The following is a 23,217-nucleotide window of genomic DNA, read 5'->3' as shown; positions in this document are numbered from 1 at the left end:
TTTATAAGGTTTATTCCGTTTGCTTTTATTGAAACGTTTTACATATGTCGGTTGTCTAAGAGGATAGAAGGGAGGATGAGAATGGACTCGAAAAAAATCTTCAGGGCAGTCAAGGGAAACGATAAAGTTTTTCAGGAATTGATTCAACTAGAAAAAAACAAACTTTACCGTATCGCTTATCTGTATGTGAAAAACGAAAATGATGCATTAGATATTGTGCAGGAAACGATATACAAAGCGTTTCGGTCTAAGCAAAAGTTGAAGAACGCCGAATATTTTTCAACTTGGCTGACACGAATATTAATTAATAATGCTCTAAATTTTATTAAAAAGAATAAAAAAGTCATTCCGTTTGCAGAGGAAGAAATGGAAAGATTGCATGAAAGTCCTGAACATCCGTCAATTGAAAACCGGATTGATTTAGTGAATGCAATTGATTGTCTAGAAGAATCGTATAAAACAGTGATTATACTTAGATACTACAAAGATTTTACGATTAGGCAGATTGCAGAGTTTTTGAATTGTCCCGAGGGTACGGTGAAAACAAAAATACATCGGGCTACAAACCAATTAAAAAGAAATATTAAGGAGGATTGCTTCTATGAATGATTCGGATTTTAAAAAAGATATCGATCGTATTGAAGTACCCGAAGAACGACTGGATAAGGTAATTAAAACCGCAATGAAAGGTGAAAAGCCAAAAAGGAGTTTAGGTAAGAGAATTATCTATTTTACTAGTGCTGCTGCCATATTCGTTTGTTTGTTATTTGGTTCTGCACTTGTTTCACCAGCTTGGGCAGATACGTTATCAAAAATCCCTATCCTTGGATCAGTCTTTCAGCTTGGGGAGCCTGGGGAAGATATATTAAATAAATTAAATGAACAGGGGTACGATGTCAAAGATGTTAGTTTCACCTATCAACCGGAAAAGTCTGTTGAAATACGTGTTGGTGGATCAAAAGATTATTTGGCTGAAGTAAAAGATGATGTAAAAGGTATTGCAGAACGAATTTTACAAACAAAGCACTACGACGCATATAATGTAAAGATTATGGAATCATGGGAAGTTGATCCTGAAGAGGGTGACAAACTTGAGCCTGTAAGTAAGGAAGAGAAGGAAGAACAATTAATAGTACCTAACAAAATCATGGAAGCCTTGAAAAAAATTAATTACAAGAGTGAATTTTCTTTAATAGGATATTATTCTTCTAAAACCATTGAAATCCCTATTGAAGGCTCTGAAGCATACTACAATAAGATGAAAGATGTTGTGAAAAGTACCGTAAGTGAAGTGTTGCAAGAATCAAATATAGAAGGGTATACCGTGAAAGTTCCTCATCGACCTATAAAATTGATGAAAAAGGAAAGGTGGAAGGTTGATCTCATGCCCGTTGTTAATCAGGAATTGATGGGTAAAAAAGGTTACCATGTTACAAAGATCAAATCATCGATGGAAGAGAATCTCATGCAGTTGAATATTACATTGTCACTAAAAAGATCAGATTCCTCTATAAAAGAACTTGCTGAAGGTATAAAAGAAAATGTGACTAAAATCCTAGAATCGGATAGATTTAAACAAATAACTAGAGATTTTCCTTATGAAATTAACATCTATAGTAATGATGGTGAGAAAGTTAAATAAGTGATGTGAATGAATTAAAGAAGTCCATATCATGTTGCACCCAAATAGTTAGAGTGAAAAATCAAAGTGAAATATGGGTGCCTGTTTGGAAAAAGGTAACATCTGAAGCTATAAAACAATATAGTTATATTTAATTAGGGGCTAGATTCAATTGGATTTAGTCCCTTTTACCTATTTTGGGATATGATATGTTGTGTTTAAAAATTTTAGTTTTAATAATTACCTTGTATTATTAAGTAAAATATATTATTATTACATAGTACTTAATAATATTAAGTAATGTGGTTGGGGGTCCTAAATTGAATAAAGAAATGTTAAAAGGAAATATAGACTTACTTATTCTTTCGGTTTTGAAGAATAAAGAGAATTATGGCTATGAAATTTCCAAAACAATAAAGGAAAAAACAGAAGGTACGTTTGAAATACAGGAAGGTACCTTATATTTATCATTGAAGCGATTAGAGAAACAGAAAGCTATTTCATCTTTTTGGGGAACAGAAAGCCAAGGCGGCCGTCGAAAATACTATGCTATAACAGAAGATGGTTCCCAACAGTTAGAAAAGATTATTAACGATTGGAAGACTATGACGGAAATGGTTAAACGATTCATTTGAGGAGGAGCTGAAATGCAACATTTTATTAGGAAAGTTTTTAGTTTAAAGGATCTAAAATATAGTTGGTTATTACTGATTTCTGTTATCAGTTTTTATATAACGTATTATCTTGATCTCTTATATAATCCAGCACATGTTCCTATCATTGCTTTGATAGGTTATGGGGTTGCCTTTATTATTGCTGCTATATGGGGTGGGTTTAATTATATTGGACATATAAAAGTTAATGCGCTATATCAAAAACACAATGATATCCATGCTTTTGTCAGTCAGCTGGCCATGAGTTATGAAGAGAAAATGGAACTTCAAGCGTATCTGGAAGATTACACAACAGATCAAATAAACCAGGGAAAGTCGGAAAATGAAGCTGCCAGAGAAGCGATTAATCAGTTTAAGATAAAAGAATTCTCTTCTTTATTAAAAAATACAATGATTTTTAATTTACACGCTCATTATTATTTAGGTGGATATGTATTTATTGCAGTGATAACAGGTTTAATCTTGAAATTAATAAGTGTATTTTGTCCGTTTCTACCTTTACTTGTTATAGCATATACGTTATTTACCTTTGGGTTTGGTTTTATTGGCATGTTCTTTATTTATAAGTTGCTTGATGCTGTTTTATATAAAAAATTACGTGGCGAGTAATCGTTATCTTGAATAAGGAGAAATTTCAATGAGTTTGTCAGATTTAAATAGTTCTTTTTTTAGAGTAATTAATGATTTAGGGAAAGACTACACGGGATTAAACCCTATTTTTGTTTTCATTGCTGAATATATGGTATATTTTTTGGCTTTGGGTGTGGTCATATATTGGTTTACTCGAAGTAATAGGAATAGAATGATGATCATTTGTGGAACGATCACGTTTATTTTAGCAGAGATAATTGGAGAAATAGCTGGAAAAATTCATTCAAATAACCAGCCATTTGCTGAATTGGCAAATGTAAATAAATTAATTGATCATGCGGTAGATAATTCATTTCCAAGTGATCATACAATGTTGTTTTTTGCTTTTTGTTTGACTTTCTTGTTGTTTAAAAAACGGCTTGGTTTATTTTGGCTTGTTCTAGCATTTCTTGTTGCTTTTGCCCGTGTTTGGGTAGGTGTACATTTTCCTGGAGATGTCATTATGGGAGCAATTATAAGTTTCATTTCTGCTATAATTGTTTACCGATTTTTACCTCATTGGGGTTTTATTCATAAATTGATAGCTTTTTATGACGGGGTAGAACAACATATTCTTCCGGCAAAAAATAAGACAAAAATGCTAAACGAAAGAGATCAATCTAATTATTTATAAAAAGGGACGGAGGATTCCGTCCCTTTTGCACGCAAAAAAAGCTCGCGAAAAAAGGTTGCCAGCCGCGAACAGAAATGGTAAGCTATATAAGTTACAATACTTTTATATTTTATGTATAGTATTATCCAATAATATTATACCACTGGTAAAATAAGAAGTCAATCATTAAGCTAAAAAATGAATGGGGTTGATTTAATGAATCAAGAATCTAGCAATCGTGCGGAAGAACAGCAACGAGTTGATGATGTTATCCATGAAATTGATAAAAAAGAGGAAAAATTATATTCCAAGTCTTCAGGACTAAAAGAGAGTGTAATTGAACTCCGAAAAAGTTTTTGGGATGATGTTACGGTTAACTTAGATGAACCCGATGATGTAATTGAAACGCAAGCAAGTATAAAACAACAGGCGGAATTACTGTCTGAAAGAGAACGGACACACGGTAAAATAGGTGAAGAACTAAATACGTTAAAAAAATTAAAGGATTCTCCATACTTTGGACGAATTGATTTTATAGAAGATCCAGGTAGGGAAAAAGAGAAAGTCTATATTGGTATTTCTTCTTTGATGGATTATGATGAGGAAAATTTTCTGGTGTATGATTGGCGCGCTCCTATATCGAGCCTTTATTATGATTATCCTCCTGGTAAGGCGGATTATAAAACGATTGAAGGTACGATAACTGGTGAAATTTCATTAAAGCGGCAGTTTATTATCAGACAAGGATTGATTAAAGGTATGTTTGATACAGGGGTTACGATCGGTGATACTCTCCTGCAGCAGGCGCTTGGGAACAATGCAAGTACGACGATGAAAAGTATTGTAGCAACCATTCAAAGGGAGCAAAATAAAATTATTCGAAATGAACGCAGTGATCTACTAATCGTTCAAGGAGTAGCAGGAAGTGGAAAGACGTCTGCAGCCTTGCAACGTATCGCGTACTTACTGTATCGCTATCGAGAAGAGCTTCATGCGGAAAATGTTGTTCTTTTTTCACCGAATCCTTTATTTACGAGTTATATTGCTAATGTTCTTCCTGAGTTGGGAGAAACAAATGTTAGACAAACAACATTTTTGGACTTTTTGGAAGCGGGAATTGGCGAAGATTTTACAATTGAATCGCCATTTGAGCAAATGGAATATGTCCTAACGGAATTGGAACGTGAGGGTTATCCGATTCGAATGGACAGTATGGATTATAAATCTAGTGTGGATTTTAAATATATGATTGATGAATTTGTTTCACATTTGGAAGATGGCGGTATCAGATTTAAAAGTATTACATTTCGCAAACGTATCCTTATTTCGAAGGAGCAGATAAGTGATTATTTTTATTCCTTGGATAACGATATATCGATACCTAATAAAATGGAGTTTGTTAGAAAGTGGCTATTAAAAGAAATAGCTGTCCATCAGAAGAAGGAGAAGAATAAAGATTGGGTTATGGATCAAGTGGAGCTTTTAGCGAAAGAGGATTATTTAAAAGCATATTATAAGGATCAAGAATATGATGTTAATGATTCTGGATTGGAGGAGAAAATCCTGCGAACAGAAGTTGTGAAAAGAGTTTTTTCAAAAATAAAGAAACGTGTGAAGCGGTTAGAATTTGTTAATGTTACGGGGACATATCGAAATCTTTTTTCGGAATGGACCCCTGAAGAAAAACCTAAACATTGGAAGGAAATTTGTGAACAGACAGCTGCTGATTTAACACGTAAATTTTTAACATGGGAAGATGCAACGCCTTATTTATATTTTAAGGACAGTATATTAGGTGGGCATGCAGACCGGGCAGTACGTCATTTGTTTATCGATGAAGCGCAGGATTATTCAGCATTCCAGTTTGCTTATATAAAAGGTATTTTTCCATATACGAGAATGACTTTATTGGGTGATATTAACCAAGCAATATATGCCAATACGACAAAAGAAAATCCGTTGATACCTGAAGAAATACAGAGAGACCACGAACGAATTACCCTTACTAAAAGCTACAGGTCTACTAAACAAATTGTTGAATTCACAAAATACTTTGCTCCGGGTAAAGAGATGATTGAACCGTTTGATCGTGAAGGGAGTAAGCCGCAGCTTGTTAGAGTGGAAAATAAGGAAAAATTGTCTAAGACGTTGGTTGAGTATGTAATAAAACTTAGGGAAAAAGGACATGAAACAATAGCAATTATTTGTAAGACATTGCAAGAAAGTGAAAGGTTGTATCATTTATTACAGAATAAGGTATCTGTAAGGCAAATTGATGAGGAAACGTATGCTTTTGAAAAAGGGCTACTGGTACTCCCTGTCTATTTGGCTAAAGGAATTGAATTTGATGCAGTTATTATTCCTGATGCATCGAGATCACACTATGCTATGGAATCGGACAGAACTCTCTTTTATACAGCGTGTACAAGAGCGATGCATGACTTAATTATGGTGACTGGTGATGAGCCCTGTACTTTTATTGGAGAAGTTCAGGAAGATAAATACAAGGTGATTTAGAGAAAAAGTCGGGACAGGTCGCTTGTCCCATGGTTTCGCTGGGACGAAGGGACTGACCTCTTGTCCCGTGTGAAACCTTTTTCTTTATTGTTCGTATAGTTACTAAAGGGAGGGGGAAGAATTTTGGATTTTAATGGGGACCATGATAAAGAACAAAAAACAAAATGGAAAAAGCGATTTAATTGGATTGGTTACATAGTAATTGGAATTATTTTTATTTTAATATTAGGTGTATTTGCAAACCAATTAATAACAAATTACATTTGGATGGACTCGCTAGGGTTCTCAGAAGTGTATACTACTATATTAGGAAGCAAAGTATTACTTGGTGTGGTAGGGTTTCTGTTGTTTTTCGTTGGTACAATAATAACGTTATTTTGGATTCGCAGTTCGTATATTAGCCAATTAGACCAAAGTCAATTACCAAAAATTGTGTTAGAGAAAAAATGGAGTGGCGCTATTATTATGGGAATAGCACTATTGATTGGACTAATTGGCAGTAGTATCACTCAAGGATTTGGCTGGGAACGTACACTTAAATTTATGGAACACGCATCTTTTGGGCAAACAGATCCGCATTTTCATTTAGATATTTCCTTCTACATGTTTGTGTTGCCTTTTATAAAATTTGTTGTTTATCTTTTACTTGGATTAAGCATCTTTTTCTTATTGGTGGAAATTGGGGCTTACTCCATGTTTAAAATGTATCGGCTAAATCGTTATGCTCAATTACAAATGGGAATAACACTCGCTATTATGGGGTTACTTTTAGCATGTATTCATTTCGTTGCTCCATATGGGACGCTGTTTACAAATCAGGTAAATCTATTTCAAGAGAGCGTTGTTTATGGTTTAAGCTACACGGATGACGTGATTAATATTCCTAAATCGTATGTACTGGCAGCAGTTGCAGTAATTGGGACAGTTTGGGTGATTGTTGCATTGATTCGTGGTAAGTTACGGTCGATGTTAATTCCTTTCGTCGCATACGTAGGGTTAGTCATTGTTGGACAACTAACTTCTGTAGCTGTTCAGAACTTCATTGTTTCACCGAATGAGTTTTCAAAAGAACGCCCCTATTTGGAACAAAACTTAGCATACACAAGGGCTGCTTATAATATGGATAATATTAAACAGATGGAGCATCCTGGAAATGATTCTTTAAGTCAAGAGATGGTGAAACGAAACGAGAAGACAATTAGCAACATACGTATGAATGATTCAAGACCATTATTAGATGTTTATAATCAATTACAAACCTTTCGCACGTATTATGAATACAATGATGTCGATATTGATCGGTATAGGATCGATGGTGAATATGAACAAGTGTTTGTGGGAGCAAGGGAATTAAATACAGGTGATCTTCCTGACCAAGCCAAAACATGGGTTAACAAAAACTTGCGCTATACACATGGCTATGGAATTGCTATGAGTCATGTGAATCAAGTAACGCAGCAAGGTCAGCCAGAGTATATCGTTAAAAATCTTCCACCAGAAGGCTCGGTGGAAGTTAACCGGCCGCAAATTTACTTTGGTGAAGAACCTTATCAGAATGTGATCGTAAACAGCAAGGTTGATGAATTTGATTATCCTTCAGGTGAAAAGAATGTTGACACACGTTTTGAAGCGGACACAGGGATTCCTTTAAAAGGGATTAATCGGCTGTTTTTCGCTTTGAAAGAAGGCTCTTTTCGAATGCTTGTTTCTGATCAGATAAAAGAGGAAAGCCAATTATTAGAGACTAGAAATATTGTGGATCGTGTAAATCGGATTGCGCCATTTTTAACATATGACAAAGATCCTTACTTGGTTGTGCGTGATGACGGTAGTATTGTCTGGATTATGGATGCATATATGACAGCGGAGCGTTATCCATATTCCGAGCCTCATCAGGGAAATATAAACTATATGAGAAATCCGGTTAAAGTGGTTATTGATGCATATACAGGCGAAGTGAATTTTTATGTGGTTGATCCAGATAATCCATTGCTGCAAACGTATCAAAATATGTTCCCTGACTTATTTAAAGAAGAAATTCCTGAAGATATACAGGCACATTTTCGTTATCCGGAAAAATTATTCACAGTTCAGGCTTCTATGTATGGAACGTATCATATGTCAAATTTAGAAGTTTTCTATAATCGTGAGGACTTTTGGCAATTTCCAACAGAGAAATATTTTAATGAAGATACTACAATGGAACCGTACTACATGACGATGAAATTACCTGAACAAGATCAGGAAGAGTTTATCTTGATGCTTCCATATACACCGAAGGATAAGCAAAATATGATTTCCTGGATAGGTGTTCGTAACGATGGAGATCAGTATGGGGAGATGTTTGTTTATCGTTTTCCAAAACAAAAAAATATTTATGGTCCGCAGCAAATCGAAAATCGTATAAATCAAGACAGCAATATTTCCAAACAACTTAACCTATGGTCGCAAGGCGGATCACAGGTTATACGCGGGAATTTGTTGACCATTCCAATTGAAGATACGATTCTTTATGTGGAGCCAATTTATATTGAATCTTCAAATGCGACATCACTTCCTGAAGTGAAGCGGGTTATTCTTGCTTATGGTGATAACATAGTCATGGAGCAAACCTTTGATAAGGCTCTTGATGAAATGTTGAAGATAATCAATCCAGAAAGCGAAAATAATGAGAATAGAGAAGATGAAGAAGCTGAACGTGAATCGGATAAACCAGATGAACCGTCACAGCAGATTTCGGGCGCAGAAGAAAAGTTACGGGATTTTGCTGATCAATTTGATGCCTATCAAAAAGCTTTGTCTGAAGGAAACTGGGAAGAAGCTGGCAAAATAATGGCCGAAATTGAAGCTCAATTGAAGGAATATAATAAGTAATCTAGTATAGTAAAGCACTCTATCTCCTAGTATTGGGATGTAGAGTGTCTTTTTATTTTGGGACAGAGGGACTGACCCCATGTCCCGCTCTTATCGCTTGAAGGCGAATGAAGAAAAGAATAAATCACCTTATATAAGTTTATTACAAAAAGTAAGCAAATGAATTGCATATTCGTTTTGTTGTTGCTATTATACTTATGTTGAATTATACGTCTTGAATTAAAGATAAATGAATTCAAAATTTTATTACTATCAAGGGGGAATGGTCATGTTAAAAATAGGAATCATTCTAGGAAGTGTACGTCAAGGTCGTAACGGGGAAGCAGTTGCTAACTGGACATACGATTTTGCAACAAAGCGTAACGACGATGCGGAATATGAAATCGTGGATCTTGCTGATTACAAACTACCTTTTTTAGGTGCAGCATTAGCAGAAGATGTACAACAAAATGCGTTAGATACTATAAAAGCTTGGTCAGAAAAAATGGCGTCTTTTGATGGGTATATCTTTGTTACACCAGAATACAATCATGCCATAGGCGGGGCATTAAAAAATGCGCTTGACTACTTAAAAGCGGAGGTAAATAACAAGGCTGCTGGCTTTGTTGGCTATGGTAGCTTAGGAGGTACACGTGCACATGAAAATTTACGCCTAATTTTAGGAGAACTACAAGTTGCAGACGTACGTGCTGCTGTTACTTTTTCACTTATGACTGACTTTGAAAACATGAGCAAATTCAAACCAGCTGACCATCATGCAGATAATGCTAACCAAATGCTTGATCAAGTCCTTTCTTGGAGCGGTGCATTAAAAACAATAAGATAATATAAGAGGCTGCCTCCTAGGAGACAGCCTCTCTCAAAGCTGTTATTTAACATTGCTACCAAATTTTGCATAAGCACCGTGCATAACTGGCCCTACATGTTCGTTAAGCTTCCAGCCATGAGCGATTGCTGCAGTGACAAATTCTTTTGCTGCTTCAACAGATTCCTTAACTGATTTTCCGTCTGCGAGATTTGCAGTGACAGCAGCTGCAAATGTACACCCTGCTCCGTGATTGTATGTTGTATCAAGCTTTTCCTTTTCTAACAGTGTAAAATCTTTTCCATCATAAAATAAATCCACAGCTTTTTCGTGACCAAGTGCCTTTCCACCCTTAATTACTACATTCTTTGCTCCAAGGCTATGAATCTTTACTGCTGCTTCTTTCATGCCTTCAATTGTCTTGATTGGTCCAGTTTGAGCAAGCTGTCCCGCTTCAAATAGATTAGGTGTAGTAATTGTTGCACGAGGCAGAAGTAATTCTCGCATTGCATCAGTGTTTTCTGGTTGCAATACTTCATCTTCCCCTTTACATACCATCACCGGGTCGATAACTACTTTATCTAATTTAAATTCATCAATTTTTCTTGCTCCAAGTTCAATTATTTCAACTGAACCGAGCATTCCAGTTTTCATTGCATCAATGCCTACAGACAAAATAGTATCTAATTGTTTTGCTACGATGTCCACGTCAATTGGAAAGACACCATGATTCCAGTCATTATTTGGATCCATCGTTACAATTGAAGTAAGAGCATTCATCCCATAGACGTCATGCTCTTGAAATGTTTTTAAATCCGCTTGTATACCTGCTCCGCCGCTTGAATCAGATCCGGCGAGTGTTAACGTTTTTTTCATAGTCATCCAACTTTCCCCCAAATCATCATATAGTATATAAATTGGTATTATGCTTAATAGGATATAACAAATTTTATGACAATAAAAGAATTTTCTACTGTAGAATAGTATTAGCAAGATAAAGCTATTTAATAGGAAAAGGGGATATGATTGAAATGGAAAATATTACATTTAGGAACATTCATAATCTTGGACAAGTTGTTATAGAAAATGATCAATACAAACATATCCATTATCCGGATATGCTAATTCGATATGATAGTAATTATATTGAGTTTAAACGGACACCGTCAGTTGCTGAATTTAGAGATGCTGCGAATTATTTAAGGGAATTCCATAGAAAACATGGGCAAAAACATGTAAAGTTCACTTTCCCTGAAAATAAACAACCAGCTGAGGAACTAATGGGTTACTTTAGGGATTCAGGTTATGAAGTTGGATATAACGAATTGTATGTTATCCAACCTGATCAATTCCCTAAAGTGAATAATCATCCAGATATAGAGGTACAAGCTGTTACGGATGAAAATTTTGATGCATTTATATTATTACAATATGAGACAGATCTGGAGTTTGGTGAGGAATTCGCAAAACAAAAAGTGGATTTACATAAACGTAATTTCAAAGATCGTAATATATTGCAGTTTTTGGCACTTTATAAAAGATTTCCTGCAGGTTCTGTAGATGTTATTATTTCTGACAATACAGCGGAAATTGACGGATTATCTGTAAAGGAGTCGTTTCAGAAAAAGGGAATCGGAAGTAGGCTGCAAAAATCTGTTATGGACCATTTTCCTGACAAGACAATAATTTTAGTTGCTGATGGAGAAGATACACCAAGAGAGATGTATGTAAGACAAAACTATCAGTATTTAGGATTTAAGTATGAGGCTCAAAAGATTTATAATGAAGATGACTAGTTTATTTTTGTTTGAAGTAGAGATTCTTGTTTCGAATCGTCATAAAATTTTGTCGTAATATATTGCATTTTGCTCATAGGCGTAGTATTATATATTTCATCAATATATTGCATATTGAACAATAAAAATGAATCTATTAAAATCTGGAATATATAGAAATATAGAAATATACAACTAAGAGGAGCGAATATCATGAAGGACAAACTATCATTTTCAACTTATGCATTAATAGGACTCATGTTATTTGCCCTATTTTTTGGTGCCGGAAATCTAATTTTTCCGGCGCAGCTTGGTCAAAATGCGGGGACGAACCTTTGGCCTGCTATAATAGGATTTTTGATTACCGGTGTCGGATTGCCGTTACTTGGTATTTTAGCAATGAGTTTTTCAAGGAATAATAATTTACAAGATCTTGCAAGTAGAATTGATCCAGTTTATGCAGTCTTTTTCACTTCACTACTTTATTTAACGATTGGCCCCTTTTTTGCGGCGCCAAGGACAGGTACTGTTGCATATGAAGTTGGTATTGCGCCATTTGTGAGTGAAGGGTTTCAACAAGGTGGATTGTTTATTTTCACATTGCTTTTCTTTGCTATTACACTTTGGTTTTCGTTAAATCCTGCAAAACTTGTTGATAACGTAGGGAAGATATTAGCCCCTGGTATTGTTATTCTTTTAGGAATTCTTTTGTTAATGGTTATTGTTCAACCAATGGGATCAGTCCAATTGCCGCAAGAAGCGTTTGCGAGTGAGGCATTTGTACAAGGATTTCTAGAAGGATATAACACAATGGATGCACTTGCTTCCCTTGTATTTGGTATTATTGTCATAAAAGCAATTCGTTCATTCGGTATTTCGTCTACAAGTGGAATACTTTCTGCAACAGCAAAATCAGGAGCTGTTGCAATCACATTTCTTGGAGCTATTTATGTTGGCATTGCTTATTTGGGAGCAACAAGTACAGAGACTTTTGGGATTTTTGCGACAGGAGGACCGGTTCTCAGCAGTGCTGCATCCTATTACTTTGGAACATTAGGTTCTGTCATGCTGGCAATTGTTATGACGCTAGCCTGTCTGACTACGAGCATTGGATTAACTACAGCATGTGCAGAATACTTTCAAACATTATTTCCGAAGATCGGCTACAAAAAGTTTGTAGTTTTCTTTTCAACTATTACATTTGTGATTGCAAATTTTGGATTAGCAAACATTATTACGTATTCGGTACCGGTATTAATGTTCCTGTACCCACTTGCAATTGTTCTAATGCTATTAACGTTCCTTTCACCGTTGTTTAATCATTCACGTATCGTGTATGTCTCAGCAACAGCTGTTACGTTTATGATTAGTATAGTTGATGGTTTGAAGGCGCTATGTGACTCACTTGGATTTGGTTATTTTGGGTGGATGGTTCCGTTCGTTACTTTCTATGAACAGTCACTTCCGCTATACAATCAGGGTCTCGGTTGGTTGCTGCCAGCCTTAGTAGTGATTGTGATTACAGGCATAGTTGTCCGTACACAAAAATTATCCACCGCACATGCATAGTGAAAGCCGGTTTCCTTATTAAAAGGAACCGGCTTTTACTTTTTCAAATGTTTAAATTCATCTATTGCGCGGAGCCAATTATCTTTCATTATTGAGGAAACATTTGATGTGCTTCCTTCCTTCATTAGCTCAATAATCGTTGAATGTTCATCTATGGACTTTTCAGTTAAAACGATAGAGTTATGAAAAAATAATCGTCTAACATGTGCCTGGAGTGAGGTTACCATTGAATCAATGTATGGATTCCCCGCTATATCCACGATGATTTGATGAAATTCCTCATCGATTTTTAACGCTGAATAATAATTCTCTAAACGGATTGCTTCTGCAAATCGTTTGTTTGTATCTTTGAGTAATGAAATAATTTCAGTAGTTAAATTTGCTATAGCTAGTTCGGCAGATAATGCTTGTAAAGCTGCTAAGGGCGGTAAAAGGTCATTTATCGATTCTCTTTCAACATCAGTGACTTGTGTTGCCTTACCAGGGTACATTTTAACAAATCCTCTTACCTCGAGTAGTTGCAGGGATTCACGTATTGGAGTTCTACTGACACCTAACGCCTGGGCAAGTTCTGAATCGTTTAACTTTTCACCGGGTTGTAACGTACCATCTATAATCCATTGTTGGAGTTGATTGAATGCACTTTCTTTTGCTGATTGGCGAATTGGTTTCGAGTGATCAGTTGGTATTGGCATTTACTTCATCCCTTTTAACAAATTTATTATATGAACTAGTATACTATAAAAGATTAGGCATTGGTATATGCAATATATCAGATTAGATAAATAACAACATAATGTAAAACAAATTATTTGTCTAACGTAAAAAATCAAGGTTACTATATTATCTAGGAACATTGGATAGGATAGGAACTATACCAAAAGGAATAGGGGATTAAGAATATGAAATGTAAAATAAACCGAAATGCTGCTAAAGTATTGAAAAGGATGTTGGAAAGTGACGAAGCGGACGGAAAAATGATTCGTGTCTATGTCACACATCTTCATGGAGATCATGCACATTACGACATAAAATTGGATACTCCGACTGAAAATGATGAAATTGTAAAAACAGACAAGGATATTGATATAATTTTAGAAAAGGATAATGAATTTTTAGATGGCATATGGATTCAATATTTCTATGTCCCGCAAGAGGAAATGTTCATTACAAATCCAAAAAAGGGCCATCATCATTAATTAAAAAGAACAGGGATCACATCATAGTGTGAGCCCTGTTCTCTATAATCAATATGGGTCAGCATCGTGTCCTTTTTCGATTGCTTGATCTGGTGCCTTCTCACTGTCCTTATTTCCTAGCGGATTTTTACTTGATCCGTTCATTACTGCATTAGCTAAGCCTTCTCTTAAACGGCGCCCATATTCCTCATCTGCTTCTTCAGCAAGAGCAATCATTTTGTCTTGCAGTCTTTTATCGCATTGAGAAAGATCTCCAACAAGGTTTGAAATTAATTCATCCTTTTCCCATTCCTCAAACTCACGATATGTTTCGCCAGCCTGTTTTGTATTGCTCTGTCTATCAATGGATTGACGAACTAGTTTTCCTTCGACATGTGGTGTATATTCTTTTCCTATTTGCTCCGCTTCCTTTAATCCACCAAGAATCGATGGTTCATAATTAACGTGTGGATTTTTAGCGGGTGGGTGTTCTGCCTCATAACGCATTTGCCCACCTTCTTGATTTGTTGCCACACGCTTCTTTGCAGCATTAACAGGTAACTGTAAATAGTTTGCCCCTACACGATAACGTTGAGTGTCTGAATAGGAAAATGTTCGACCTTGTAACATTTTATCATCAGAAAAATCTAGACCATCAACAAGGACTCCTGTACCGAAAGCTGATTGTTCAACTTCTGAAAAATAGTCTTCTGGATTTTTGTTTAATACCATTTTGCCTACTGGTAACCATGGAAACTGATCTTTCGGCCATAATTTTGTATCATCGAGCGGGTCGAAGTCGAGTTCAGGATGATCGTCATCACTCATAATTTGAACAAACAATTCCCACTCTGGATATTCACCTCGTTCAATTGCGTCATATAAATCCTGTGTTGCATGGTTAAAGTTAGTTGCTTGAATATCGTTCGCCTCTTTTACTGTCAAATTCTTAATACCTTGTTTTGGCTCCCAATGATATTTAACAAGTACTGCCTCACCTTCTTGGTTTACCCACTTGTATGTATTTACCCCAGAACCTTGCATCAAGCGGTAGTTTGCAGGAATACCCCAAGGTGAGTAAACAAATGTAACCATATGAAAAGTTTCCGGTGAATTTGCACAAAAATCAAAGAAGCGTTCGCTATCCTGGATATTTGTTACAGGGTCAGGTCTAAATGCATGAATCATATCGGGAAATTTCATGGCATCACGAATGAAGAATATTTTTAGATTATTTCCAACCAAATCCCAGTTTCCATCCTCTGTATAAAACTTAACCGCAAATCCTCTTGGATCACGAACTGTTTCTGGCGAATGTAACCCATGTACTACGGTTGAAAAACGGACGAAAACTGGGGTCTTTTTCCCTTTTTGCTGAAAAACCTTCGCACGAGTATATTTTGAAACTGGCTCGTCTCCTACAGTTCCATATGTTTCAAAATAACCATGTGCACCAGCACCACGAGCATGAACGATTCGTTCGGGAACCTTTTCTCTATCAAAGTGACTAATTTTTTCAATAAAATCATAGTTCTCTAATGTAGCTGGTCCTCGATTTCCAACTGTTCGCGTGCTTTGATTATTCGTGACAGGATGACCCTGCCTGGTTGTTAATGTGTCTTCATTCTCAATATTTGTTTGGTGATCTTTATCCATCAAAACCATCCTTTATTAAAATTTTGATTACGGTAGTTACAATGCCCTGTATCAATAAAATAATTCTTGAATAAAAGCAAAGACTGAAAATAGTAAAAAATAATTAGTACCAGGTAATAATACTTTATGCTAAAATAGAATATAGATAGGTAAAGTACACGGGAAGAGGGAATGAATGATGTATTATTTTGCAGCTTATGTTTTAAAGATTTTTTTAAGTTTGTTTGGAAGAGTGAAAGCTTATCAAAAAGAAAATTTACCAGAATCAAGCGGTTACGTAATTGCTTGTACACATACAGGTTGGATAGATATATTATGGCTTGGAATATCGGTATTACCTGTAAAAATACATTACATGGCAAAGAAAGAATTGTTTCAAATACGTTCATTAAAATGGCTGATGCAACAGTTGAATGCATTTCCAGTAGATCGTGATAATCCAGGACCAAGCTCGATAAAAGTTCCTAGAAAGTTACTTTCAGAAGGGAAGGTAGTTGGTATATTTCCTAGTGGAACAAGGACTAGTGAAGAGGTACCTTTAAAAAGAGGAGCTGTAACAATTGCTGGATATTCCAAAGTTCCAATCGTTCCGGTTGCATATGTTGGTCCAAATAATTTCAAAGATCTTTTTAAGCGTAAACAGGCTAGAATTATTTTTGGCGAACCAATTTATTTACCTCAGAACATGCCAAGAAAAGAAGGAATGGATAGCATGATGAATGTGTTGAACGAAGAATTAAACAACTTACAGCGAAGACTACATCAATAGTATTGATAAAGCTGAAAGCAGTTCGATTCCTATCCCTTTGTAGTTGGAACGATTTATGGCATGGATGCTAATACTGGTTCTAATAATTATTACTATGGTCTTGGTGATTTTTGGTTTTATCGGATATAGACAGCGTGATATTCAAGGATAAATGTATGTAAAAAATTGAATAAGTGAGAGACAAATAGTGTCAGTCTAGACTGACACTATTTTATGTGAAAAGAAAGAATACAATATGGTCAAATTGGCGGGAGAGTGGAAACATCAGCACGAGAGCCCAAGATCATCTCGAAATCTAAAACATATCAACAGGAATTAAAAAAACAGCTAATTCGCCCCTGATCTCTTACCTCTAGAAGGACACTTTAGCGTTTTTTCATAAAATTTGTTTTCTTCTCATATAAATATATTATATATGGTACCTTGCATTGAATAGTACTATATGATATATTGCTATTGCTAGGTACTGTTCAATGTATAGTACCGTTTGTTAATTACTAGGGAGTAAGAAAAGATGAGGTGGTTTTAGTGGACGTACAATTTAAAAAAGGTGTCTTAAAACTTTGTGTTCTCGTTTTACTTGATAAACAAGACCGTTATGGATATGAGCTAGTTCAAAAAATTTCGAACCAAATTGAAATTTCTGAGGGCTCTGTCTATCCATTATTAAGGCGTTTAACAAAAGAGGAATACTTTACAACCTACTTACAGGAATCATCAGAAGGTCCCTCTCGTAAGTACTACAGGTTAACAGATAAAGGTAGAGAATATCTTCAAGAATTGTTGCAAGAGTGGAAGGATTTTTCGAGTGGTGTCAATCAATTAATAAAGGACGGTGTTACAAGTGACTAAAAATCAATTTATGAAAGAACTAGATTTATCATTAAAAGGACTTTCTTCAAATGAACGTCAAGATATTTTGCAGGATTTTCAAGAGCATTTCGCGATTGGAGTAGAAGAAGGTAAAACAGAAGAACAGATAGCTGATTCTTTAGGTTCACCTAAGCACATTGCAAAAGAATTACTTGCTACCTATCATATTGAGAAAGTAGAGACCACTGCAACGACGGGTAACATTTTCCGTGCGCTATGGGCTGTGATAGGGTTAGGCTTTTTTAACTTAGTAATCATACTCGGGCCGTTTGTTGCAATAGTCGCTTTAGTTGTTGCTGGCTGGGCATCAGGGGCGGCATTTATCGCATCACCACTTTTGGTATTAGTTAATGTACTATTTAATCCAAGGACGTTTGAATTTTTTGACTTATTCTTCTCGATCATGCTTAGTGGGATTGGTTTATTTATTGCAGTTGGGATGTTTGTTGCAACAAAAGTATTGACCAATTTATTTGTCCGTTATTTAAAATATAATGTATCACTTGTGAAAGGTGGTTTGAAGCATGATTAATATTAAAAGAATCTCAATCATTGCACTAATTCTTTTATTGGTTGGTGCGATTGGGAGCATTATCACATTCAATTCCATAAATAAACCTGTTTCTGTATCGGAAGAGAAAATAATTAATACCAACGATTTTACAGATATTGAAATTGAAGCAGATAACGAGAAAGTAGAAATTGTTTCAACAGATGATCAAACAACGAAGGTAGAACTAGTAGGAAGAAGTACTGAGCAAATTCAAAATCAATTAAAAGTTGAAATAGAAGAAAATACACTATCCATTACATTAGAGAATGAGAAGCTTTTTAACTTCTTTCATTTTATGGATTCAAATTTGACATTAAAAGTATCTTTACCTGAGAAAGTATACGAATCATTACAAGTTGATATTGACAATGGAACTGTCTATGCAGAACAGCTAAACATAAAAGCAGTCAAAGGGGAAACAAATAATGGTCATATTGAAATGGAAGATATTGTAGCAACGACAATAAATGTTGAATCAGATAATGGGAAAATTTCTCTTGAGAATGTTTCTGGTGAAATCAATGGTGAAACAAATAATGGAAAAATTTATCTGGAAACAAATGACTTAGATCGCCCAATTACATTGGAATGTGACAATGGTAGTATTGAAATTGAAACTGAAAATGAGCCGGCAAATGCGACATTTAATGTGCGTGTAGATAACGGACATATTAATATCTTTGACAAGTATAGTGGCAATGCTGTTTTCGGTAATGGTGAGAACTTAATTAAATTAACAACTAATAATGGAAAAATTAAGGTGACGAAATAGAAGTAGTTTTCTAGGGGGACAGTCCCACCTAAAAAGACATCTCCAATTCAATTGGAGGTGTTTTTTCTTTATATAAAAAAGATAAATAACATCTTGACTATTTGTAAAAGAAGCGGTAAATTTATATAGTTCTATAACGAACTGTTTGGAATGGAACAGTTTTTATAATGAAGGATTGGTGAGGTGAAAATGGATAATAATGTAAATCAAGATTTTATGCGCTCAGTGATACTATTGCGTTCATTTTCCGATATACAAAAAAACATGATGCTTTTTATTCAGAGGAATGCAACAGAAAATGGATTAACTGTTTCACAATATTCCATATTGATGACCATCATTCGTCATAAGGAAATTACTCAAAAAGTACTGGGAGAAGAAGCATTTCTGCCAAAAAGCACATTGAGCCAAGCAATTGATGGACTTGTTAAACGGGGATTGCTTCAACGTCATCAAGTGGATGGGAACCGGCGCGAGGTGCTGTTATCAACCAGCAAAAAAGGAGTGGATTTTATTAAATCAATTCATACCCAGGAAGGTGGGATTCACCAAATATTTCAGGCTGCAGTTGAAACACTGACGGAAAAGCAGTATGATGATTTGCTTGTGGCGCATCTTCAACTTTCAACCTTTTTAGAAAAATACCATACGGAACAAGGGGGTCTTGTAAGTGATTAAAATATTGAAGAACCTTTCCGTCTATAAGTGGATTGTACTTGCGGTTTTTGGCTTTATATTTGTTCAATCAATGTCTGATTTATATTTACCAACATTAATGGCAGACATTATTGATAAAGGTGTCGTGGTAGGAGACATTCCATACATTTGGAAAATTGGGGCTTTAATGCTGTTAGTAGCCGTATTGGGCGCTACTGCTTCCGTTATAGCTAGCTACTATTCATCGAAGGCCGCAATGGGACTTGGACGTGATGTCAGACGAAAGGTGTTTAATCATGTTGAGAAATTTTCACTTCAGGAATTTGATGAAGTAGGGACTGCATCACTAATTACTCGGACAACGAATGATATCACCCAAATTCAACAAGTAGTTATTATGATGCTCCGAATGGTTGTAACTGCGCCTATTATGTTAGTTGGTGGAGTAATCATGGCTGTGTCAAAGGATGCTAAATTGTCACTTGTAATTGTTTGTACAACACCATTTTTAGTTGGCTCTATTTTGCTTATTTTTTACAAGGGGATACCACTTTTTAAAAAGGTGCAAAAACGGCTGGATCGATTAAACCTTGTTTTACGCGAAAACTTAACTGGGATTCGCGTAATTCGCGCTTTTAATCGGGAAATTCCGGAGAAAGCACGTCTTAAGAAGGCAAATAAAGAATTAACAGATGTCTCGATAAAAGTAAATAAGATAATGGCGTTCATGATGCCGGCAATGATGCTTATCATGAACTTAACGATTGTTGGTGTCATTTGGTTTGGTGGGATTCGTATTGATAATGGCGGTATGCAGATTGGTGACTTGATGGCATTTATCCAATACGTGATGCAAATTTTGTTTGCCCTTGTTATGGCATCCATGATGTTTGTTATGATACCACGTGCTTCCGTTTCGGCTAAGCGTGTTAATGAGGTCCTCGAAATGAAACCGTCATTTCAAGATGATGGAACAAAAACAGCAAACAGCAACAAAGGTACATTGGAATTTGACCGTGTAACATTCAGCTATCCAGGAGCAGAAGAACCTGCATTAACAGATATTAGTTTTCAAGCAAATCCTGGAGAAATTACAGCAATAATTGGTGGTACAGGTTCAGGTAAATCAACACTAATCAATTTAATTCCACGATTTTATGAGATATCAAGTGGTGCAATTCGTGTTAACGGTGTCGATATCCGTGAGGCGTCGCAGGAGGATGTCCGTTCGAAAATCGGTTTAGTTCCACAGAAGGCAACACTTTTTACAGGTACAATCGCTGACAACATTCGCTTTGGTAAGCAAAATGCGACACAAGAAGAGATTGAACATGCAGCACAAATTGCTCAAGCCGATGATTTTATTTGTAAAATGAATGATGACTATAATGCAAAAATTGAACAGGGTGGCTCAAACGTTTCTGGTGGACAAAAACAGCGGCTCTCAATTGCAAGAGCCCTCGTTCGTAAACCTGACGTCTATTTATTTGATGATAGTTTTTCGGCGCTAGATTACAAGACTGATGCGAAACTCCGTGAGGCACTAAATGATGAAACAACGTACGCGACAGTATTAATTGTGGCACAACGTGTTAGTACGGTTGTCGATGCAGACCGGATCATCGTACTTGACAATGGACACATTGCAGGAATAGGTACTCACCAAGAGTTGTTAAAGACTAATGACGTATACCGTGAAATAGTCGAGTCACAGCTTTCAGAGGGGGAAATTGCATGAGTAAACGAAAAGGCACTCAAGGTGGCCCGGGCGGTGCTAGTATGATGATGGGGCAGCAAAAGCCAAAAGATTTTAAAGGGACCCTAAGACGCCTTATAACGTATTTAAAACCACGTCGTAAACGATTGATTACCGTTTTTATGGCGGCAATTATGAGCACTATCTTCATGATTGTTGGCCCAAAAATTATGGGGGACACAATTACAATATTATTTGAGGGTGCATACGGGAAATTACAAGGAATACCAGGTGCGGCTATCGACTTTGGGAAGATTGCTCAACTGCTGCTAGTTCTTGGGGGATTATATCTCCTCAGTAGTTTGTTCAGTTTTATCCAACAATACATTATGTCTACTGTGGCGCAAACCACTGTGTATGATCTCCGTGAAGACGTAAATAAAAAGCTTGAGAAACTTCCACTTAAATATTTTGATGGACGTCCAAATGGTGAAACACTTAGTCGTGTTACAAATGATATTGATATGATTGGTACGACACTTCAGCAAAGTTTGACACAGCTTATCACGTCCATTGTAACCATTATTGGGATAATCATAATGATGCTCTGGATTAGTCCAATATTGACGTTAATTTCGATTATTAGCATACCAGTTTCAATGTACGTAATTAAACCTATTTTGAAAAGGTCACAAAAATATTTTGCGGATCAACAACGTACACTTGGTCAATTAAACGGGCATATTGAAGAAATGTATACTGGTCATCAAGTCGTTAAAGCATTTAGCCATGAGAAAAAGGCTGTTGCCGAGTTTGATACGGTCAATGAAGAGTTGTATGATGCGGGGCGAAAAGCACAATTCATATCTGGGATTATTATGCCGATGATGTTTTTTATCGGAAATTTAAGCTATGTCTTGATTAGTGTTGCCGGTGGGATTTTGGTCACGCAACGCGCCATTTCAATTGGTGATATTCAGGCATTCATTACGTATTCAAAACAGTTTACACAGCCAATTACACAAACTGCTAACATCGCAAACATTATTCAATCAACAGTTGCGGCAGCTGAGCGTGTCTTTGAACTACTTGATGAGGAAGAAGAAATAAAGGAAAATACTCAAGAAAGTTTAACACGTGCACAAGGTGCTGTCACATTTGAACAGGTAGACTTCGGATATGGGGAAGACTTGTTGATTCAAGATATGAATATTAATGTATTGCCTGGTCAGACCGTTGCGATAGTTGGACCAACCGGTGCTGGTAAGACGACATTAATTAATTTATTGATGCGTTTTTACGAGCTTAAAGGTGGCTCGATAAAAATTGATGGGCGTGATATTCGGGATATATCACGGAGTAATCTTAGAAAAAGCTTTGGAATGGTGCTTCAAGATACATGGCTATTTAATGGGACGATTAAAGACAATTTGGCTTATGGCAAATCAGATGCTAGTGATGAAGAAATAATTGCAGCTGCTCGTACGGCACATGCTGATCATTTTATTCGGACGCTTCCAGACGGTTATGAGACTGTCTTGAATGAAGAGGCATCGAATATTTCTCAGGGGCAAAAGCAACTGTTGACAATAGCTCGGGCAGTACTTGCCGACCCACCAATCATGATTCTAGATGAAGCCACCTCAAGTGTTGACACAAGAACGGAAGTATTTATCCAAAAAGCGATGAACCAATTGATGGAAGGAAGAACTAACTTTGTCATTGCTCATCGTTTATCTACAATTAGGGATGCTGATTTGATTCTTGTAATGGATCAAGGAAAAGTGATTGAACAGGGAACCCATTCGGAACTTTTATCGAAAAAAGGATTCTATACAGATCTTTATAATAGCCAGTTTTCTAAAAGAGCTGCTGGCTAACGAATTAAGGCATCGAGCAACACATACAATGTAAAACAAAGGAGCTGCAAACTTTATAGAAAGTGCAGCTCCTTTTAATCTCATATTAATTTATCGAATCTTACC

General features: G+C 36.0%; 21 protein-coding genes. 18 read left to right on the top strand and 3 right to left on the bottom strand.

Annotation, left to right across the window (positions count from 1 at the left end; genetic code table 11):
* Positions 1-81: 81 nt before the first annotated feature.
* The 8 genes from CS937_RS01510 (at position 82) to CS937_RS01475 (ending at position 9,755) form a co-directional block, all read left to right on the top strand.
* Entirely contained in the window at positions 82-609 is a 528-nt protein-coding gene (locus CS937_RS01510; protein ID WP_099156720.1) for a sigma-70 family RNA polymerase sigma factor, read from the top strand.
* Positions 602-1,642 (top strand): DUF4179 domain-containing protein, encoded by a 1,041-nt coding sequence (locus tag CS937_RS01505; protein ID WP_099156719.1) that lies wholly within the window; start codon positions 602-604, stop codon positions 1,640-1,642. The genes CS937_RS01510 and CS937_RS01505 overlap by 8 nt, the downstream gene beginning before the upstream one ends.
* Before the next feature lie 299 nt (positions 1,643-1,941).
* Positions 1,942-2,256 (top strand): PadR family transcriptional regulator, encoded by a 315-nt coding sequence (locus CS937_RS01500; protein WP_099156718.1) that lies wholly within the window; start codon positions 1,942-1,944, stop codon positions 2,254-2,256.
* Between the two features lie 12 nt (positions 2,257-2,268).
* Positions 2,269-2,904 (top strand): hypothetical protein, encoded by a 636-nt coding sequence (locus CS937_RS01495; protein ID WP_099156717.1) that lies wholly within the window; start codon positions 2,269-2,271, stop codon positions 2,902-2,904.
* A gap of 28 nt (positions 2,905-2,932) precedes the next feature.
* Positions 2,933-3,559 carry an undecaprenyl-diphosphatase gene (locus CS937_RS01490; protein ID WP_099156716.1) on the top strand — a complete coding sequence of 209 codons (627 nt, stop codon included), beginning with the start codon at positions 2,933-2,935 and terminating at the stop codon, positions 3,557-3,559.
* A gap of 195 nt (positions 3,560-3,754) precedes the next feature.
* Positions 3,755-6,055, top strand: a complete 2,301-nt coding sequence (helD, locus tag CS937_RS01485) for an RNA polymerase recycling motor HelD (RefSeq protein WP_099156715.1) — start codon at positions 3,755-3,757, stop codon at positions 6,053-6,055.
* Positions 6,056-6,178: 123 nt separating this feature from the next.
* Positions 6,179-8,929, top strand: coding sequence for a UPF0182 family membrane protein (locus CS937_RS01480; RefSeq protein WP_245835671.1), 2,751 nt, complete (start codon positions 6,179-6,181; stop codon positions 8,927-8,929).
* A gap of 268 nt (positions 8,930-9,197) precedes the next feature.
* Positions 9,198-9,755, top strand: a complete 558-nt coding sequence (locus tag CS937_RS01475; protein WP_099156713.1) for an NADPH-dependent FMN reductase — start codon at positions 9,198-9,200, stop codon at positions 9,753-9,755.
* A gap of 42 nt (positions 9,756-9,797) precedes the next feature.
* Here CS937_RS01475 and pdxK read toward each other — a convergent pair whose 3' ends face one another.
* Positions 9,798-10,616, bottom strand: coding sequence for a pyridoxine/pyridoxal/pyridoxamine kinase (gene pdxK / locus CS937_RS01470; RefSeq protein ID WP_099156712.1), 819 nt, complete (start codon positions 10,614-10,616; stop codon positions 9,798-9,800).
* Between the two features lie 149 nt (positions 10,617-10,765).
* On the opposite strand from pdxK, the gene CS937_RS01465 reads away from it, so the two are divergent.
* On the top strand, positions 10,766-11,530 hold the full coding sequence (locus CS937_RS01465; protein ID WP_099156847.1) for a GNAT family N-acetyltransferase: 765 nt from the start codon (positions 10,766-10,768) through the stop codon (positions 11,528-11,530).
* Positions 11,531-11,722: 192 nt separating this feature from the next.
* Positions 11,723-13,078, top strand: a complete 1,356-nt coding sequence (gene brnQ, locus CS937_RS01460; protein ID WP_099156711.1) for a branched-chain amino acid transport system II carrier protein — start codon at positions 11,723-11,725, stop codon at positions 13,076-13,078.
* A 35-nt stretch (positions 13,079-13,113) separates the two neighbouring features.
* Here the strand turns inward: brnQ and CS937_RS01455 are convergent, their stop codons facing one another.
* Positions 13,114-13,773 carry a GntR family transcriptional regulator gene (locus CS937_RS01455; RefSeq protein ID WP_099156710.1) on the bottom strand — a complete coding sequence of 220 codons (660 nt, stop codon included), beginning with the start codon at positions 13,771-13,773 and terminating at the stop codon, positions 13,114-13,116.
* A 207-nt stretch (positions 13,774-13,980) separates the two neighbouring features.
* Here CS937_RS01455 and CS937_RS01450 point away from each other — a divergent pair, with 207 nt between their 5' ends.
* On the top strand, positions 13,981-14,277 hold the full coding sequence (locus CS937_RS01450; RefSeq protein ID WP_099156709.1) for a heme biosynthesis protein HemY: 297 nt from the start codon (positions 13,981-13,983) through the stop codon (positions 14,275-14,277).
* A 48-nt stretch (positions 14,278-14,325) separates the two neighbouring features.
* Here the strand turns inward: CS937_RS01450 and CS937_RS01445 are convergent, their stop codons facing one another.
* A complete protein-coding gene (locus CS937_RS01445; protein ID WP_099156708.1) occupies positions 14,326-15,912 on the bottom strand; it encodes a catalase in 1,587 nt (528 codons plus the stop codon).
* Between the two features lie 178 nt (positions 15,913-16,090).
* Here CS937_RS01445 and CS937_RS01440 point away from each other — a divergent pair, with 178 nt between their 5' ends.
* The 7 genes from CS937_RS01440 (at position 16,091) to CS937_RS01410 (ending at position 23,112) form a co-directional block, all read left to right on the top strand.
* Entirely contained in the window at positions 16,091-16,681 is a 591-nt protein-coding gene (locus tag CS937_RS01440) for a lysophospholipid acyltransferase family protein (protein WP_099156846.1), read from the top strand.
* A gap of 528 nt (positions 16,682-17,209) precedes the next feature.
* A complete protein-coding gene (locus CS937_RS01435; RefSeq protein WP_099156707.1) occupies positions 17,210-17,533 on the top strand; it encodes a PadR family transcriptional regulator in 324 nt (107 codons plus the stop codon).
* On the top strand, positions 17,526-18,086 hold the full coding sequence (locus CS937_RS01430; RefSeq protein ID WP_099156706.1) for an HAAS signaling domain-containing protein: 561 nt from the start codon (positions 17,526-17,528) through the stop codon (positions 18,084-18,086). Before CS937_RS01435 ends, CS937_RS01430 begins: the two co-directional genes overlap by 8 nt.
* A complete protein-coding gene (locus tag CS937_RS01425; protein ID WP_099156705.1) occupies positions 18,079-18,879 on the top strand; it encodes a DUF4097 family beta strand repeat-containing protein in 801 nt (266 codons plus the stop codon). The genes CS937_RS01430 and CS937_RS01425 overlap by 8 nt, the downstream gene beginning before the upstream one ends.
* 189 nt (positions 18,880-19,068) lie before the next feature.
* Positions 19,069-19,557, top strand: a complete 489-nt coding sequence (locus CS937_RS01420) for a MarR family winged helix-turn-helix transcriptional regulator (RefSeq protein ID WP_099156845.1) — start codon at positions 19,069-19,071, stop codon at positions 19,555-19,557.
* On the top strand, positions 19,550-21,274 hold the full coding sequence (locus CS937_RS01415; protein ID WP_099156704.1) for an ABC transporter ATP-binding protein: 1,725 nt from the start codon (positions 19,550-19,552) through the stop codon (positions 21,272-21,274). Before CS937_RS01420 ends, CS937_RS01415 begins: the two co-directional genes overlap by 8 nt.
* Complete coding sequence (locus CS937_RS01410; RefSeq protein WP_099156703.1) at positions 21,271-23,112, top strand: ABC transporter ATP-binding protein; 1,842 nt, start codon at positions 21,271-21,273, stop codon at positions 23,110-23,112. Before CS937_RS01415 ends, CS937_RS01410 begins: the two co-directional genes overlap by 4 nt.
* The last annotated feature ends 105 nt before the right edge of the window (positions 23,113-23,217 follow it).

The sequence above is a fragment of the Virgibacillus ndiopensis genome, from assembly GCF_900187325.1.
Taxonomy (GTDB): Bacteria; Bacillota; Bacilli; order Bacillales; family Amphibacillaceae; genus Virgibacillus_E; species Virgibacillus_E ndiopensis.
The sequence above is the reverse complement of the archived record's forward strand: the minus strand, read 5'-3'. Positions and strand labels throughout refer to the sequence as shown.

What these genes read in the sequence shown, in the direction of transcription:
- CS937_RS01510 (WP_099156720.1), top strand. Translation starts at nt 82, where the DNA reads ATGGACTCGAAAAAAATCTTCAGGGCAGTCAAGGGAAACGATAAAGTT.
- CS937_RS01505 (WP_099156719.1), top strand. Translation starts at nt 602, where the DNA reads ATGAATGATTCGGATTTTAAAAAAGATATCGATCGTATTGAAGTACCC.
- CS937_RS01495 (WP_099156717.1), top strand. Translation starts at nt 2,269, where the DNA reads ATGCAACATTTTATTAGGAAAGTTTTTAGTTTAAAGGATCTAAAATAT.
- CS937_RS01490 (WP_099156716.1), top strand. Translation starts at nt 2,933, where the DNA reads ATGAGTTTGTCAGATTTAAATAGTTCTTTTTTTAGAGTAATTAATGAT.
- helD (WP_099156715.1), top strand. Translation starts at nt 3,755, where the DNA reads ATGAATCAAGAATCTAGCAATCGTGCGGAAGAACAGCAACGAGTTGAT.
- CS937_RS01475 (WP_099156713.1), top strand. Translation starts at nt 9,198, where the DNA reads ATGTTAAAAATAGGAATCATTCTAGGAAGTGTACGTCAAGGTCGTAAC.
- pdxK (WP_099156712.1), bottom strand. Translation starts at nt 10,616, where the DNA reads ATGACTATGAAAAAAACGTTAACACTCGCCGGATCTGATTCAAGCGGC.
- CS937_RS01465 (WP_099156847.1), top strand. Translation starts at nt 10,766, where the DNA reads ATGGAAAATATTACATTTAGGAACATTCATAATCTTGGACAAGTTGTT.
- brnQ (WP_099156711.1), top strand. Translation starts at nt 11,723, where the DNA reads ATGAAGGACAAACTATCATTTTCAACTTATGCATTAATAGGACTCATG.
- CS937_RS01455 (WP_099156710.1), bottom strand. Translation starts at nt 13,773, where the DNA reads ATGCCAATACCAACTGATCACTCGAAACCAATTCGCCAATCAGCAAAA.
- CS937_RS01450 (WP_099156709.1), top strand. Translation starts at nt 13,981, where the DNA reads ATGAAATGTAAAATAAACCGAAATGCTGCTAAAGTATTGAAAAGGATG.
- CS937_RS01445 (WP_099156708.1), bottom strand. Translation starts at nt 15,912, where the DNA reads ATGGATAAAGATCACCAAACAAATATTGAGAATGAAGACACATTAACA.
- CS937_RS01440 (WP_099156846.1), top strand. Translation starts at nt 16,091, where the DNA reads ATGTATTATTTTGCAGCTTATGTTTTAAAGATTTTTTTAAGTTTGTTT.
- CS937_RS01425 (WP_099156705.1), top strand. Translation starts at nt 18,079, where the DNA reads ATGATTAATATTAAAAGAATCTCAATCATTGCACTAATTCTTTTATTG.
- CS937_RS01420 (WP_099156845.1), top strand. Translation starts at nt 19,069, where the DNA reads ATGGATAATAATGTAAATCAAGATTTTATGCGCTCAGTGATACTATTG.
- CS937_RS01410 (WP_099156703.1), top strand. Translation starts at nt 21,271, where the DNA reads ATGAGTAAACGAAAAGGCACTCAAGGTGGCCCGGGCGGTGCTAGTATG.